Annotated in this window: 14 protein-coding genes, 6 tRNA genes and 1 riboswitch; of the genes, 11 read left to right on the plus strand and 9 right to left on the minus strand. The window is 66.2% G+C overall.

Translation table 11 applies throughout. The features are described from left to right. Positions 1-42 precede the first annotated feature (42 nt). The 7 genes from pnuC to AC57BR_RS10570 all read right to left on the minus strand — a co-directional run bounded on the left by pnuC (position 43) and on the right by AC57BR_RS10570 (position 6093). A complete protein-coding gene (pnuC, locus tag AC57BR_RS10540) occupies positions 43-753 on the minus strand; it encodes a nicotinamide riboside transporter PnuC (RefSeq protein ID WP_496360255.1) in 711 nt (236 codons plus the stop codon). Between the two features lie 95 nt (positions 754-848). Next, a riboswitch (FMN riboswitch) is annotated at positions 849-997 on the minus strand. Positions 998-1118: 121 nt separating this feature from the next. Beyond that, positions 1119-1775: a ribulose-phosphate 3-epimerase gene (rpe, locus tag AC57BR_RS10545; protein WP_496360257.1), complete on the minus strand. Its 657-nt coding sequence runs from the start codon at positions 1773-1775 to the stop codon at positions 1119-1121. Between the two features lie 69 nt (positions 1776-1844). Next, on the minus strand, positions 1845-3446 hold the full coding sequence (locus AC57BR_RS10550) for an RsmB/NOP family class I SAM-dependent RNA methyltransferase (RefSeq protein WP_496360259.1): 1602 nt from the start codon (positions 3444-3446) through the stop codon (positions 1845-1847). Then, positions 3443-4363, minus strand: a complete 921-nt coding sequence (gene fmt / locus AC57BR_RS10555; protein WP_496360261.1) for a methionyl-tRNA formyltransferase — start codon at positions 4361-4363, stop codon at positions 3443-3445. Before fmt ends, AC57BR_RS10550 begins: the two co-directional genes overlap by 4 nt. Then, a complete protein-coding gene (gene def, locus AC57BR_RS10560; RefSeq protein ID WP_496360263.1) occupies positions 4360-4962 on the minus strand; it encodes a peptide deformylase in 603 nt (200 codons plus the stop codon). Before def ends, fmt begins: the two co-directional genes overlap by 4 nt. A 117-nt stretch (positions 4963-5079) precedes the next feature. After that, positions 5080-5925 (minus strand): cytochrome, encoded by an 846-nt coding sequence (locus AC57BR_RS10565; RefSeq protein WP_496360265.1) that lies wholly within the window; start codon positions 5923-5925, stop codon positions 5080-5082. A gap of 96 nt (positions 5926-6021) precedes the next feature. Next, positions 6022-6093, minus strand: a tRNA-Val gene (locus AC57BR_RS10570). A 308-nt stretch (positions 6094-6401) separates the two neighbouring features. Here AC57BR_RS10570 and AC57BR_RS10575 point away from each other — a divergent pair. From AC57BR_RS10575 to AC57BR_RS10600, 6 genes are all read left to right on the plus strand, one after another. Continuing rightward, a tRNA-Gly gene (locus AC57BR_RS10575) sits at positions 6402-6474 on the plus strand. Between the two features lie 46 nt (positions 6475-6520). Continuing rightward, a tRNA-Cys gene (locus AC57BR_RS10580) sits at positions 6521-6591 on the plus strand. 38 nt (positions 6592-6629) lie between these two features. Continuing rightward, positions 6630-6704: transfer RNA gene (locus AC57BR_RS10585), tRNA-Val, on the plus strand. Between the two features lie 57 nt (positions 6705-6761). Then, positions 6762-6834: transfer RNA gene (locus AC57BR_RS10590), tRNA-Gly, on the plus strand. A gap of 51 nt (positions 6835-6885) precedes the next feature. Beyond that, positions 6886-6957 (plus strand) — tRNA-Val (locus AC57BR_RS10595). 151 nt (positions 6958-7108) lie between these two features. Continuing rightward, positions 7109-7345 (plus strand): antitoxin, encoded by a 237-nt coding sequence (locus AC57BR_RS10600; RefSeq protein ID WP_496360267.1) that lies wholly within the window; start codon positions 7109-7111, stop codon positions 7343-7345. A gap of 142 nt (positions 7346-7487) precedes the next feature. Here AC57BR_RS10600 and zapE read toward each other — a convergent pair whose 3' ends face one another. After that, entirely contained in the window at positions 7488-8525 is a 1038-nt protein-coding gene (gene zapE, locus AC57BR_RS10605) for a cell division protein ZapE (protein ID WP_496360270.1), read from the minus strand. A gap of 218 nt (positions 8526-8743) precedes the next feature. Between zapE and AC57BR_RS10610 the strand changes: the two genes are divergently transcribed. The 3 genes from AC57BR_RS10610 to ybaK are packed head-to-tail and all read left to right on the plus strand — an operon-like array spanning position 8744 to position 10694. Beyond that, on the plus strand, positions 8744-9667 hold the full coding sequence (locus tag AC57BR_RS10610) for a sulfurtransferase (RefSeq protein WP_496360272.1): 924 nt from the start codon (positions 8744-8746) through the stop codon (positions 9665-9667). Between the two features lie 50 nt (positions 9668-9717). Beyond that, complete coding sequence (locus AC57BR_RS10615; RefSeq protein ID WP_496360274.1) at positions 9718-10176, plus strand: SufE family protein; 459 nt, start codon at positions 9718-9720, stop codon at positions 10174-10176. Between the two features lie 14 nt (positions 10177-10190). Next, positions 10191-10694 carry a Cys-tRNA(Pro) deacylase gene (gene ybaK / locus AC57BR_RS10620; RefSeq protein WP_496360276.1) on the plus strand — a complete coding sequence of 168 codons (504 nt, stop codon included), beginning with the start codon at positions 10191-10193 and terminating at the stop codon, positions 10692-10694. On the opposite strand, the gene AC57BR_RS10625 is transcribed toward ybaK, so the two are convergent. Next, positions 10682-11968, minus strand: a complete 1287-nt coding sequence (locus tag AC57BR_RS10625; protein ID WP_496360278.1) for an alpha/beta hydrolase family protein — start codon at positions 11966-11968, stop codon at positions 10682-10684. The genes ybaK and AC57BR_RS10625 overlap by 13 nt on opposite strands. Positions 11969-12070: 102 nt before the next feature. On the opposite strand from AC57BR_RS10625, the gene AC57BR_RS10630 reads away from it, so the two are divergent. Beyond that, entirely contained in the window at positions 12071-12562 is a 492-nt protein-coding gene (locus AC57BR_RS10630; RefSeq protein WP_496360280.1) for a hypothetical protein, read from the plus strand. Positions 12563-12576: 14 nt separating this feature from the next. After that, positions 12577-13035 carry a peptide-methionine (R)-S-oxide reductase MsrB gene (gene msrB, locus AC57BR_RS10635; RefSeq protein ID WP_496360282.1) on the plus strand — a complete coding sequence of 153 codons (459 nt, stop codon included), beginning with the start codon at positions 12577-12579 and terminating at the stop codon, positions 13033-13035. Positions 13036-13052 lie beyond the last annotated feature (17 nt).

The following is a 13052-nucleotide window of genomic DNA, read 5'->3' on the forward strand; positions in this document are numbered from 1 at the left end:
TTTCGGCGGCGGTGAAGGCCGATACCGGCTTCTCGGTAGCAGTCACTTGGACACCGCCGGGTCCGGGAAGGCGCTCTCAACCTTGACGGTGGCGGGGTCCGCCTGGGCCTGCGTCCGGGACGCCCGCCACCAGACGATGAACCCGGCCAGGGTGAAGAAGCCGTAGAACAGGTACATGAAGGCGCTGGCGAAATATCCGGCACTGAAGAGCAGCGGAACGCCCACCACGTCCACGGCAACCCAGATCAGCCAGAACTCTGTCCAGCCGCGGGCCATACCGTAGGTGGCCAGGAGCGAGCCCATGAAGGTCCAGGCGTCTGCCCACACCGGCGGGTAGGAACCCAGGGAGTCGAAGAGTGGAGTGAGGGCGGCGGTGCCAGCCACCAGCGCGAGTACCAGCGCCACGCGGGTCCTGGCACTGGCCCAGGCGGGCGAGATCGCCGTCGAGGATCCTGCCGCCCGGCGGCTTTGCCGCCAGCGTTGCCAACCGTAGACGGCCACCAGGATGAACATGACCTGCCGTCCGGCCTGGCCCCAGAGCGTGGCAGGCGTGGCGGAGCCGAAGACGTTGCCCAGGAAGACCGTCAGGAGCAGAAGGTTGCCCGCGATGCCGGCCGGCCATGCCCAGACCTTGCGCCGCATGCCGCCAAGGGCACTGGCCAGGCCAAAAATGTTTCCCAGCACTTCGCGGAGAATGAGCACCGATCCGCCCACGGGAATCTGTGCCTCGAAGAGCCAACGCAGGATGTCCATGCGTGCGTGTCGTTCCTTCCCTCAAGAGCCGAGATTGCTCCGGGGGTATACGACAGCGAAACGCAGCGGCGTTATGGAACGCCACAAGTACAGCTGTACGTGCTTCTCTCATCCAGACTTTAACTGTCGGTACCGGAATTTCACCAGTTCAACCGTCCGCCGGGCTTCCGTAAAGGAAACGCCGGCTCGCGGGTCGCGGACTGTCACCGCCGGTTCGGACTTACACCGACCCCGGAGCACGTATTGTGTGTTGCTATTCTGACACAACTTGGCGGGTGCCCAGGCTATTCCCGCTGCGAACCGTCATTCTGGCGTCATGGAGGCAGGTTGCGCCCCCATGACGCTTGCCCTTGAGGACTTAAGGCCTAAAGGCTCCCGGCCTTCCGCAGCCGGTCGATGGCTCCGGCGGGGTCGGCGGCGCCATACACCGCGGACCCGGCGACGAAGACGTTCGCTCCGGCTTCCGCGGCACGGACGATGGTTTCCTCGGTAATTCCGCCGTCAACCTGGATGGCAACGTTCACGCCGGATCCCTCGATCGCGGCACGGGCGCGGCGGATCTTGGGCAGCGTGAGGTCCAGGAACGCCTGGCCACCAAAGCCCGGCTCCACCGTCATGATCAGCAGCATGTCCAGCTCCGGAAGCATGTCCAGGTACGGCTCCACTGCAGTAGCGGGCCGCAGCGCCATCCCGGCCTTCGAACCCCGGGCCCGCAACTCCCGGGCCAGCTTCACCGGCGCAATCGACGCCTCGGCATGGAACGTCACGGAAGCAACACCGGCGTCCGCGTAACCGGGAGCCCAGCGGTCGGCGTCGGAAATCATGAGGTGGGCGTCCAGCGGAACTGGGCTGACCGCCTGGATCCGCTGGACCACGGGAAGTCCCAGGGTGAGGTTGGGGACAAAGTGGTTGTCCATCACATCCACGTGCACGGAATCAGCGTTGCTGATTTTCTGCAGCTCGGCTTCGAGGTTCACGAAGTCGGCGGAGAGGATGCTGGGGTTGATGCAGCACTGCGTCATGCGGGGTCCTTTCGCGGGACGGAAGTCCGGGGGTGTGGGATCAGGCGGAAGTCAGCGGTGACTGGGTGCTCAGGACTTGCGGCGGATCAGGGCGAGGAACATTGCGTCCGTGCTGTGGACGTGTGGCCACAGCTGCGCGGTCCCCTCATGGCCCGCGCCCAGGCCGCCGCCCAGGCTGACGGCGTCCAGCACGCTGCCGGCGTCCAGGAGTTCCAGGTCGTCGCGCTTGCGCAGGGCGTCGCTGACCACCGCAGTGGTTTCGGCCGGGTGCGGCGAGCACGTCACGTAGGCCACCACGCCGCCGGGCCGCACGGCCGCCAAGGCAGAGTTCAGCAGGTCGCGCTGCAGCGGCCCCAGGTCGGCAAGGTCCTTGGGCGTGCGGCGCCAGCGGGATTCGGGCCGGCGGCGCAGCGCTCCGAGTCCGCTGCAGGGCACGTCCACGAGCACGCGGTCAAAAGCGGCAGGCCGTTCCGACCCAACCTCCCGGCCGTCGCCGGTCCTGACGGTCCAGACGCCCGAAGGAACGGCGGACAGCGCCTGGCTGACCAGTTTGGCCCGGTGCGGGGCGGGCTCATTGGCGAGGAGCGTGGCTCCGCGTTCGTTCGCCAGCGCGCCCAGCAGGGCGGCCTTGCCGCCGGGTCCGGCGCAGAGATCGAGCCAGGCTTCCCCGGCGGCGTTTTCTCCTGTTACGGCGCCTTCCGCCGCGTTTTCGCCAGGCCCTGCCCCGAGGCTGGCAGCCGCCAGGGCCCTGGCCACCAGCTGGGAGCCGACGTCCTGCACGCGCGTAGTGCCGGACCGGACGGACTCCAGCCGGCCGAGGTCACCCCCGCTGGAGAGGGCGGATCCTTCCACCAGTTCGCCGGGGACGGCACCGTTCTCCAGCGCCTCGTCCAGGCTTCCCAGCCCGGGAAGGGCCACCAGGTTGACCACGGGGGCCGCGTTGTCGGCTTCCAGGAGGTCGTTGATTTCGCCGACCGGGCGCCCGTGTGCCACCAGGGACTGCCGCAGGGCGCGGACGATCCACTCGGGATGGGCGTACCGGACGGAAGCGACTTTGTTCTCGTCCTGCTCGCCGGCAACCAGCTCGTCCAGCCACTCGTCCAGGCTGCGGGCCGCTACCTTCCGGAGCACGGCATTGATCAATGCCGACGGACCGGCGCCGATGACCGCACGGGCCAGGCCAACCGTCTGGTCAAGGGCAGCGTGTGCGGGTACACGCATGGCCAGCAGCTGGTGGACCCCGATGCGGAGGGCATCCAGCACGGCCGGATCCAGCTTGTCCAGGGGCCGGTCCACGCAGCGGCCGAGGATGGCGTCGTACGTGCCCTGGTTCCGCAGCGCGCCATAGCTCAGTTCGGTGGCGAATCCGGCGTCACGCCGGTCGAGGCCGTGCTGCCGGATCCGCGCCGGCAGCACAAGGTTGGCATAGGCGTCCTCGGCCGCGACCGCGCGCAGAACTTCAAACGCCACCAGCCTCGCAGGGTCTGCCCTGCGGGTGCGCTGCGACGGTGCGCTCTCGGTGAAGTTGCGCTGGGGGCCGCGGTTGCGCTCCCTGCCCTGCGCATTGCGCCGGCTGGCACTTCCCCCGCCTGAACCGCCGGTGCCTGAACCGCGCTGGCCGCCGCGGCTGGACCGGCCCTGCCCGGATCCGCTTCTGCCGGAGTCACTCATTGGAATACCACGCTTTCGGGGGATGCCTGGCCGCGCGCCCAGTCGGCGGCGGCCATCATTTTCTTGCCTGCAGGCTGCACCTTGGTGAGTTCGACGGCATGCGAACCCGTGCCCACCAGCACGCTTTTGCCGGCCACAGCCACTTGTCCCGGCTGGACATCGGTGACGTCGGGACGGAGCCGCACCGGCTCAAGCTTCAGCCGCTGGCCATCAAGGGTGGTCCATGCTCCCGGTTCGGGTGTCACGCCGCGCGCCCGCCGGCCCACGGACAGGGCAGGCTCGGACCAGTCGATGCGGCCGTCGTCGATGGTCAGCTTGGGCGCCAGGCTCACCTCCCCCTGCTGGGGAAGCGGCGACGCCGCGCCGGATCCGACGGCGGACAGGGTCTGGGCGAGCAGGACGGCGCCGCTGTGGGACAGCCGTTCAAGCAGCGCCCCGGAGGTGTCCTCCGGGCCAACGGCTTCGGTCAGCGTGCCGATGACAGGTCCCGTGTCGAGTCCCTCCTCGAGCTGAAAGGTCACGGCACCGGTGATCTCGTCGCCGGCGATGACGGCCCGCTGCACAGGGGCCGCGCCGCGCCAGGCCGGCAGCAGTGAGAAGTGCAGGTTGATCCAGCCGTGCCGCGGAATATCGAGGGCCGCGCGGGGCACCAGCCCGCCGTAGGCGACGATCGCGGCTACGTCGGGGCGTGCTTCGGCGATCCGCTCGGTGACGGCTGCGTCCACGCGGGACGCGTGGATGACATCGATGCCGAGCTCGGCGGCCCGGGCAGCAACGGGCGACGGCGTGAGCACGCGCTTACGTCCCACCGGCGCGTCCGGCCGGGTCAGCACCGCGACGATCTCGAAGCCGGCGGCCACCAGCGCATCCAGCGAGGGGACAGCTACGGACGGCGTTCCGGCGAAAAGGACCCTCATCCGGCAGCGCCGAAGCTGCCGGTTCCGGACGCTGCCGCCCCGAAGCTGCCGCCGCCGAAACTGGAGCCGACGGTCTTGGCGCGCTTGGCGGTGGTCTGTTCGGTGATGGAGTCGTAGTTGGCGTTGCGGATGGAGCGCAGGGCGGCCTTGCGGTCCTCACCTTCGAGCCGGTCAGTGAAGAGGATGCCGTCCAGATGGTCGGTCTCATGCTGGAAGCAGCGGGCAAGCATGCCCTCCGCCTCCACCGAGACGGGGTTGCCGTTCACATCGACGCCGGTCACACGGGTGCTGCGGTAGCGGCGGACCGGGAAGCCCAGGCCGGGGATGGAGAGGCATCCCTCCACCTCATCCGGCTGGAAATCTTCGCTGTTTTCCAGCACCGGGTTGATGACGTGGCCTTCAACGCCGCCGATCCGGTAGGTGAAGACCCGGAGACTGACGCCGATCTGGGGCGCGGCCAGGCCTGCGCCCTCAACGTCCTCCATGGTTTCGGTCATGTCGGCAACGAGCCTGGCCAGCTCCGGCCCGAAATCCGTGACAGGGTCGGCAACCGTGCGAAGCACGGGATCGCCGATGATACGGATATTCAGAATTGCCATGTGCAGTCATTTCCTCACGGTGAACGGGTAACGGGATCCAGTCCAGTTTAGTTGCTGCTGCCTGGCCGGCGCAGATGACGGCGGGAGCGGGCCCGGCCAGCCCGAGCGCAGGAAGGGTCAGGAGAACACGGGCGGCGCCAGCGGAAGCAGCGCGGGACCGGCGCTGACCGTGTCCGCTGACATTTCCCACACCCGGCGCAGGGCACAGAACTTCCACCAGTGGTGCTTCAGGACTTCCGGATTGGCGCGGACGGGCCGCACCTCGGTTTCACCGATCGCGACTGCGAGCAGGACCGGCGTGTCGCCGTGCTGCCACGGTTCCCACTCCCCGGCCACGGGATCCACCAGGCTTTCCTCCGCCTTCATGCCGGCAACAAGCTGCATGACCACCTTGTCGTCCAGGGGCTTGACCTGGCCGTCGCGCGTTGTTCCCTTGGTCTTGTAGTCGATGAGGCAGGTGCGTCCGTTGATCTTGGCGACGAGGTCCAGTGTCCCGGCGTATCCCACCGCCTTGTTCCACACGGTGATCTCCGGGGCGATCGGCTCCACGCGGAACAGTTCCCACCACTCATCGAAGCGGGCGGCGAAGGCTTCCTCGCCGTTGGAGGCCAGTGCTTCACGGGCTTCCTTCATCTGGTGCGGCCGGCCGAGGGCACGCAGGGCCACCTGCTCGCAGTAGTGGTGCACCCGGTCCCCGCGCTGCGCCGCCTCGTCCCGGTAGGTTTCGGCCGCCTTGGCCGCCCGGTTCACCGCTTGCCGCACCCGCGCAGGGCTGCCAAGGATCTCCGGCAGCGAGGGATCCTTGGCCAGGCTGCTGGCCCCCATGTAGCCGAACCAGCCGTCCAGTCCATGGGCCTGCTGCCCAATGACGGTGGTGATGGAAGGAACCGTGAACTGCTCCGTGGTGGAGCGGGCGTACATTCGGCCATATTCCGTGGCGTGGGCGAGGAGTGGAGCGGTCATGGTGAGACTCTTTCACGGGGGTCAGACATTGATGCGGAAACAGAAAAGCCCGCCCCTCCCAGTTCTATCTCCTGGGCTGAACGGACTTTCCATCGGTGGGCGATACTGGGTTCGAACCAGTGACCTCTTCGGTGTGAACGAAGCGCGCTACCACTGCGCCAATCGCCCCGATGCATTTGAATGCTAGCGGACGATCGCGGGTTAACGGAAATCGGCGGGTCGACCCATGGAAAAGGTCAGCGGAGCAATGCGTCCAAGGAACGCTCGAGGCCCGGACCCACGACGGGGCCAGCCAGTCCAGGCACCAGAAACTACACGTCTGTAATTCGAAAATTTCCCTAGAATTCAAGGAAGTACGGCTTCCCGGGACGCGCCACCGGTACTCGATTTGGAGTTTCCCGGAACCTCCTATAGAGTTCTTACTCGTTGGAACGCGACGAACTGCCGAATACGGCAAGGAATCGCTGCTCCGAAATGCGGACGTAGCTCAGCTGGTAGAGCACCACCTTGCCAAGGTGGATGTCGCGAGTTCGAATCTCGTCGTCCGCTCGCAGGACACTGTCACGGCATGATTCCCCGGAATCGACGCCTACACGGTGGGTTGGCCGAGAGGCGAGGCAGCGGCCTGCAAAGCCGTATACACGGGTTCGAATCCCGTACCCACCTCGGTGAAAACCATGGTTTCCGGTGATACCGGATGCGATGGGCGATTGGCGCAGCGGTAGCGCGCTTCCCTGACACGGAAGAGGTCACTGGTTCGATCCCAGTATCGCCCACCAGAGCAAGGAGACTTGCTTGTAGTTGAATGTTTGGCCACACGGCTGGATTTCAAAAATGCGGACGTAGCTCAGCTGGTAGAGCACCACCTTGCCAAGGTGGATGTCGCGAGTTCGAATCTCGTCGTCCGCTCTCTTGATCCTTAGGATCCGAACCCAGGATACCGCCGGTCCTACCGGCTCCGGGCGATTGGCGCAGCGGTAGCGCGCTTCCCTGACACGGAAGAGGTCACTGGTTCGATCCCAGTATCGCCCACGAAACAAAGCAGCTCCCCCGGAGCTGCTTTTTTCTTTGCCCTCATGCAGTTTGACAAAGTTTGTCAAGAACTCCTTGGCAGGCAACCGCCTTCGGGGCTAGGATCGAATGCGGAGGAGCGAACTGGCTCCGCGATTGAAGGGAGGTGCTCGTGGGTTTACTTGACGATCTAAAGGGCAAGGCTCAGGGTCTGATCCGCGGCAACGAGCAGGCCATCAAGGACGGCATCAACAAAGCAGGTGATTTTGTCGACTCCAAGACGGGCGGCAAATACACCAGCCAGGTAGATAAGGTCCAGACTGGCGCTTCCACTCTCGTTGACAAAGCCAATGAGAGGCCTACCCAGGGACCGGCGGACAACGTGCCGCCGGCTGAGAAGGCTCCGTAGCCCGGACTTTCCGGGCTTTGCCCCTAAACGTCAAAAGGTGCCGGTCCCGCCGAGAGGCGGCGCCGGCACCTTTCGTTTTCCCGAAAGAATGCTCGCCTGTCTAAAAAGCCCTACAAAAGCAAGTGTCTAAGAACGCCCGCGCCTACGAGGGCTCGTGGTTCTGGCCTTCGCGGGCCAGCGCGGTAAGCCGGGAGACCGCCCTGAAGTACTTCTTCATGTAGCCACCGTTCATCATTTCCTCGGTAAACAGCTTGTCGAACGGAACGCCGCTGGCAAGGATCGGTACATCCTTGTCGTAAAGTCGGTCGGCGAGCACCACAAACCGCAGCGCCACCGCCTGCTCCGTGATGGTTTCCACGTCCCGCCAGACAACGCCGTCCACGCCGTCAATCAACTTGCGGTAACGGCTGGGATGGACACCAGCGAGGTGCGAGATGAGGGTGCCAAAGTCATCTTCGGCAACGGTCTTGCCGTCGAACTCCGCCTTCATGTGGGCGTGGAGTTCGCTGTTCCGCAGCGGTGCCGGCGCGTCCGGGAGGCCACGGTGGCGGAAGTCCTCGCCATCAACCCTGATGACGTCGAACTGGTCCGCCAAAACCTGGATTTCACGCTGGAAATCCACGGCGGCAAACCGGCCGTCACCCAGCGATCCGGGAAGAGTGTTGGAGGTGGCCGCGAGCTTCACGCCGGCGTCGGCGAGTTCCCGCATCAGGCGGGACATCAGGACCGTGTCACCCGGATCGTCCAGTTCAAACTCGTCAATACAAACAAGCTTGTAGGAGCTCAACGCGTCGACGGTCTTCCGAAAGGACAGGGCACCCACCAGGTTGGTGTATTCCACGAAGGTGCCGAAGGCCTTTGGGCCGGGGGCAGCATGCCAGAGCGATGCCAGCAGGTGGGTTTTGCCCACGCCGAATCCGCCGTCGAGGTAAATGCCAGCGCGGGTCGTATCCTTCTTGCCAAAGAGCTTCTTGAACAGTCCCCCGCCGTCCCCGGCGCCGACTCCTCCGGCGAAAGCCTGCAGCGCGTTCACTGCCGCCGCCTGGCTTGGCTGCTTCGGGTCGGGCCGGTAGCTTGCAAAGGACACCTGCCCGAACCTGGGCGACGGGTAGAAACCTTTGAGGAGCTCATCCACCGACACCGCCGGCGTCCGGGTGGCGAGCTTTTCGATCTGTACCAAGGTGGTCCATTCTGCTGGTGATTTGTCCCCAGCAAGAATACCGGCATCGGCCGCCCGCCCGGCGGGCAACGCCTTGCCACCCGCGATGCCGTGAGCAAGCACACATTTCGTCCTGTTAACACACAGGAGCATTCGTACCGGCCCGTGGCTAGTGTTGGACCAGTGACCCGCCGTCCCCCGGCGGTCTGACCTGACCGTTTCAGTGAAAGGCCATACGCATGTCCTACCCCGTTGAACAGAACGAGAAGTTCGGCGCCTACGCGCACCCGGAGCGGCTTGTTTCCACCGAGTGGCTGGCCGCGGCCATCGACGCCGGCGCCCTTAACGACGGCAAGCTCGTTGTGGTGGAGTCCGATGAAGACGTCCTGCTCTACGAAACCGGCCACATTCCCGGCGCGGTCAAGATCGACTGGCACACCGACCTGAACGACGAAGTGACCCGTGACTACGTGGAGGGCGAGGCATTCGCCGCCCTGGCCGCCGCGAAGGGCATTTCCCGCGACGCCACCGTTGTCATCTACGGCGACAAGTCCAACTGGTGGGCCGCCTACGCCCTCTGGGTCTTCAGCCTGTTCGGCCACGAGGACGTCCGCCTGCTCGACGGCGGCCGCGACAAGTGGATCGCCGAAGGCCGTGCGCTGACCACCGACATCCCCTCGCCGGCCGTGGCCGACTACCCCGTGGTGGAGCGCAACGACACCCCCATCCGCGCCTTCAAGGAAGACGTCCTTGCCCACCTTGGCAAGCCGCTGATCGATGTCCGCTCCCCCGAGGAATACACGGGCCAGCGCACCCACATGCCTGCCTACCCCGAGGAAGGCGCACTGCGCGGCGGCCACATTCCCACCGCAGCGTCGATCCCGTGGGCACGGGCAGCAGCAGAGGACGGCACCTACCGCAGCCGCGCCGAGCTTGAGGCGCTCTACCTGGGCGAGGCCGGACTCACCGAGGGCGACGACGTCGTGGCCTACTGCCGCATTGGCGAACGCTCCAGCCACACCTGGTTCGCGCTGAAGTTCCTCCTCGGCTTCGAAACCGTCCGCAACTACGACGGTTCCTGGACGGAATGGGGCAACGCGGTGCGCGTGCCGATTGCCAAGGGCGCGGAACGCGGCTCGGTACCGGCAGTTGCCGCGAGGTAAGCAGGCGTAAAAAAGCGGCGGACGGCGACAACCTGCGTAAGCTGGAAGTGATGAGTACTCAAGCACTTCCCACCGCCTTGGCGGAGATTGTCGACGACTTCCAGGCACTGAGCGAGCCCGAGCGGCTGCAGCTCCTGCTGGAGTTCTCCCGCGGCCTGCCGGATCTGCCGGAGCGCCTGAACGACCACCCAGAGCTGATGGAGCAGGTGGTGGAATGCCAGTCGCCTCTTTTCCTCACCATTGAGACGGAAAAGAACGACGGCGGCTCCCCCGCCTTCCGGTTGTTCTTCAAGGCGCCGCCGGAGGCCCCCACCACCCGTGGCTTCGCCGGAGTGCTCCATGAAGGACTGGACGGCCTCACCGCCGAGGAGATCCTGGCTGTGCCCGATGACATGCCGGAATTGCTCGGCCTGACCCGCGCCATCACGCCGCTGCGGATGCGCGGCATGACGGCGATGCTCGGGCGCATCAAGCGCAAGGTGGCCGCCGCGGCCCGGCTCTACGCCTAGGAGCCGGACCCAGCATGGCGCGAAAAAACACGTCGCAGGGAACGCCTGCCACAGCCGTACTGGCTGCGGCAGGCGTTTCCTTTAACCTGCACCCGTACAGCCATGATCCGGCCGCGTCCAGCTACGGCATGGAAGCAGCCGAGGTCCTGGGGATCGACCCTGCAAGGGTCTTCAAGACCCTGATGGTGGAGGTTGACGGCAAACTGGCGGTCGGCGTCGTTCCCGTCAGCGGAACCCTGGACCTGAAAGCGATAGCTGCGGCGCTGGGCAGCAAGAAAGCCGCCATGGCGGACCCCGCGGCGGCCGAACGGCGCACCGGCTACGTGCTGGGCGGAATTTCACCCCTGGGACAGCGGCAACCCTCCCCCACGGTCATCGACCAAAGCGCCCTCACCCTGGACACGATCCTGGTCTCCGGGGGCCGGCGCGGCCTGGACATCGAACTGGATCCCCGCGACCTCGTGCGCCTCACCAAAGCCGTCACGGCCGCGATCGGAACAGGCCCTCAGACAGGCTGAACGGGATCAGGCTGGCCGGGATCAGGCTGGCCGGGATTCCGGCGTGGGGCCAGTTGCAGCTGCAGCCATGCCCGGACCAGGCCTTCCCAGCGGACCGGATCAGCGTTCCACTCCTTGGCATGCCGCGCCCCCTCGAACGGCTCGAAGGTGACCATGTCCGGGTTCTTTTCGGCGAGCAGGGCAGACGGCTGGTAGGGAACATATTCATCGTCCACGCTGTGGATGATGAGCGTCGGTGTCCGGAGTTCGACGGCCCGCGACACCCAGTCCATTGATTTCAGGTCCACAGGCGCAGCCAGTCCGGTGAGCCGGCGGCCCACCTTGTGACCCATCATCAGCTGGCCGTACCGGCCAACGGCCGACGGGATCCGGTTCAACTCCGCGTGGTGGGCCAGCACGTTCACCCAGTCGATGACGGGTGCGTCAAGGACCATGGCCCGGATGACATGCCGGTGCTCGGACAGGTCCGCCGTCTGCAGGCAGATGGCGCCGCCCATCGACCAGCCAAAGAGAACAACTTCCCGGGCGCCGCGGGACAGGGCAAAGGAGATGGCAGCGTCGATGTCCCTCCACTCCGTCGAACCGAGCCCGTACCGGCCGTCAAACGCGGCCGGCGCCAGGCCGTCGTTCCGGTAGGAAACCAGGAGGTTGGGCAGCCCCAGTTCGTGGACCACCCGGGCTCCACGCAGGCACTCCTGCCGGGTGGCCCCGCGTCCGTGGACCATGATGGCCCAGGTCTCGGCGCCAGCGTCACCCGGGATCAGCCAGCCGGGCGCCGTTCCGCCCTCAACCTCGATGCCGACGTCTTCGGACGCCAACCCGACGTCGGACGGATGCTGGTACGTGGCGCCTCCCCACCAGCCGCGCCCCGCGGTTTCCAGGTTGCCGCTGTAGACGGCCTCTACTTCGCGCAGCACGGTGCGTTCGGCCGGGGAATAGGACAGGATCCTGCCGATCCGGGCGTGCCCGGCACCGGCGTCGAAGAACAGGCTGTACACGCCATTGTGTGTTGTCTCCGGCGTGGCCGCGAGGATGACCTGCAGCTCCATGCCCTCCCTGATGACCGCCAGGACCTCCTGGTCCGCTGGCCGCACGCGGGTGGGAGTGAGGACGCGGCGGGCAAAGTACAGCGCGAGGGCGGACGAGCCGGCACCGAGCAGGGCTGCGGCGGTGCCGCCGGCAATGATTCCCCCGAGTGTCCACTTCGCCCTCAGGGTCATCGCATTGCCCTGGGCAATAGAAGGGGTTGTCAAAGCAGCCTGCGCGGAATCCATGCCACCCATCTTGACGGATCCGGCCCCTTCCGGCACATTCGCGGCCAAACGCATGCAGGCCAAATACATGCGGGCGTTGGCGGGCGGGACTAGGCTGATGCCATGAGCGATCCAATCGTCATTCTCACTGAAGAGCCGCTGGGTGCGGACGACCGCGTGAACATCGAACGCCTGGTGGACGGGGGTGACGCGCCCCTGGTTGTGCTCGTGCCTGCCAATACGGAACGGCATCTGCTGGTGGACTTCCTCGAGAACCTGTCGATGCTGGACATCGCCAAGGCCTTCCGGGAGCTGACCGCCCACACGCCGGACCCTGCAGAGGAACGGGCAGCGGCGGACGCCACGCTGGCCACCTCGGTCAGCGCCCTGGAAGGACTCGGCGGCGGCGTTGCCGGCGAGGTGGTGGCCGGCGGCGCCGTTAACGGCCTCGTGGCCAAGGTCAAGGAACTTGGCGCCGCCCAGGCCGTCGTCATCACCCGGCCGCATGCCGTCTCGGACACCTTCCATACCGATTGGGCCAACAGGGCGCAGGACAAGCTGGGGCTCCCCGTGCTGCATCTTTACGCGGGCTCGGGATTTATCGGGGACTCCTGAGCGTTGGTCCGACTATGAGCACTCCTGAGAAATCCGACCTCACCAACACCGCCGCAACCCCTGCCGCCGGCCGAACCGATGAAGACTGGCGGGAGGAACTGACGCCGGAGGAGTACCACGTGCTGCGCCAGGCGGGCACGGAACGCCCGTACACCGGCGAGTACTGGGACACCCACACCGCCGGCGTCTACAACTGCCGCGCGTGCGGGACCGAACTGTTCACCAGCAAGGAGAAGTTCGATTCACACTGCGGCTGGCCGTCATTCTGGGCCCCGCTGGCCGAAGGGCGCGTGCGCTACATCCACGACCGCACCCTGGGCATGGACCGTGTCGAGGTGCGGTGCGCCAACTGCGATTCCCACCTCGGGCACGTCTTCGAGGGTGAGGGCTACGGAACGCCAACCGACCAGCGTTTCTGCATCAACTCCATCTCACTGAAGCTGGTTCCGGCCGCTGACGGCACCCAGGCCTGAGGCTGCCTGGCGCTGCG

It is taken from the genome of Arthrobacter sp. BGA-UO-ETr-C19 (assembly GCF_059568005.1).

Bases quoted from the DNA above. Each gene is read 5' to 3' on its own strand.
- AC57BR_RS10565 (WP_496360265.1), bottom strand. From the start codon at position 5,925: ATGACCGCTCCACTCCTCGCCCACGCCACGGAATATGGCCGAATGTAC.
- AC57BR_RS10625 (WP_496360278.1), bottom strand. From the start codon at position 11,968: ATGGATTCCGCGCAGGCTGCTTTGACAACCCCTTCTATTGCCCAGGGC.
- fmt (WP_496360261.1), bottom strand. From the start codon at position 4,363: ATGAGGGTCCTTTTCGCCGGAACGCCGTCCGTAGCTGTCCCCTCGCTG.
- msrB (WP_496360282.1), top strand. From the start codon at position 12,577: ATGAGCACTCCTGAGAAATCCGACCTCACCAACACCGCCGCAACCCCT.
- def (WP_496360263.1), bottom strand. From the start codon at position 4,962: ATGGCAATTCTGAATATCCGTATCATCGGCGATCCCGTGCTTCGCACG.
- AC57BR_RS10550 (WP_496360259.1), bottom strand. From the start codon at position 3,446: ATGAGTGACTCCGGCAGAAGCGGATCCGGGCAGGGCCGGTCCAGCCGC.
- AC57BR_RS10630 (WP_496360280.1), top strand. From the start codon at position 12,071: ATGAGCGATCCAATCGTCATTCTCACTGAAGAGCCGCTGGGTGCGGAC.
- AC57BR_RS10615 (WP_496360274.1), top strand. From the start codon at position 9,718: ATGAGTACTCAAGCACTTCCCACCGCCTTGGCGGAGATTGTCGACGAC.
- pnuC (WP_496360255.1), bottom strand. From the start codon at position 753: ATGGACATCCTGCGTTGGCTCTTCGAGGCACAGATTCCCGTGGGCGGA.
- AC57BR_RS10610 (WP_496360272.1), top strand. From the start codon at position 8,744: ATGTCCTACCCCGTTGAACAGAACGAGAAGTTCGGCGCCTACGCGCAC.
- ybaK (WP_496360276.1), top strand. From the start codon at position 10,191: ATGGCGCGAAAAAACACGTCGCAGGGAACGCCTGCCACAGCCGTACTG.
- rpe (WP_496360257.1), bottom strand. From the start codon at position 1,775: ATGACGCAGTGCTGCATCAACCCCAGCATCCTCTCCGCCGACTTCGTG.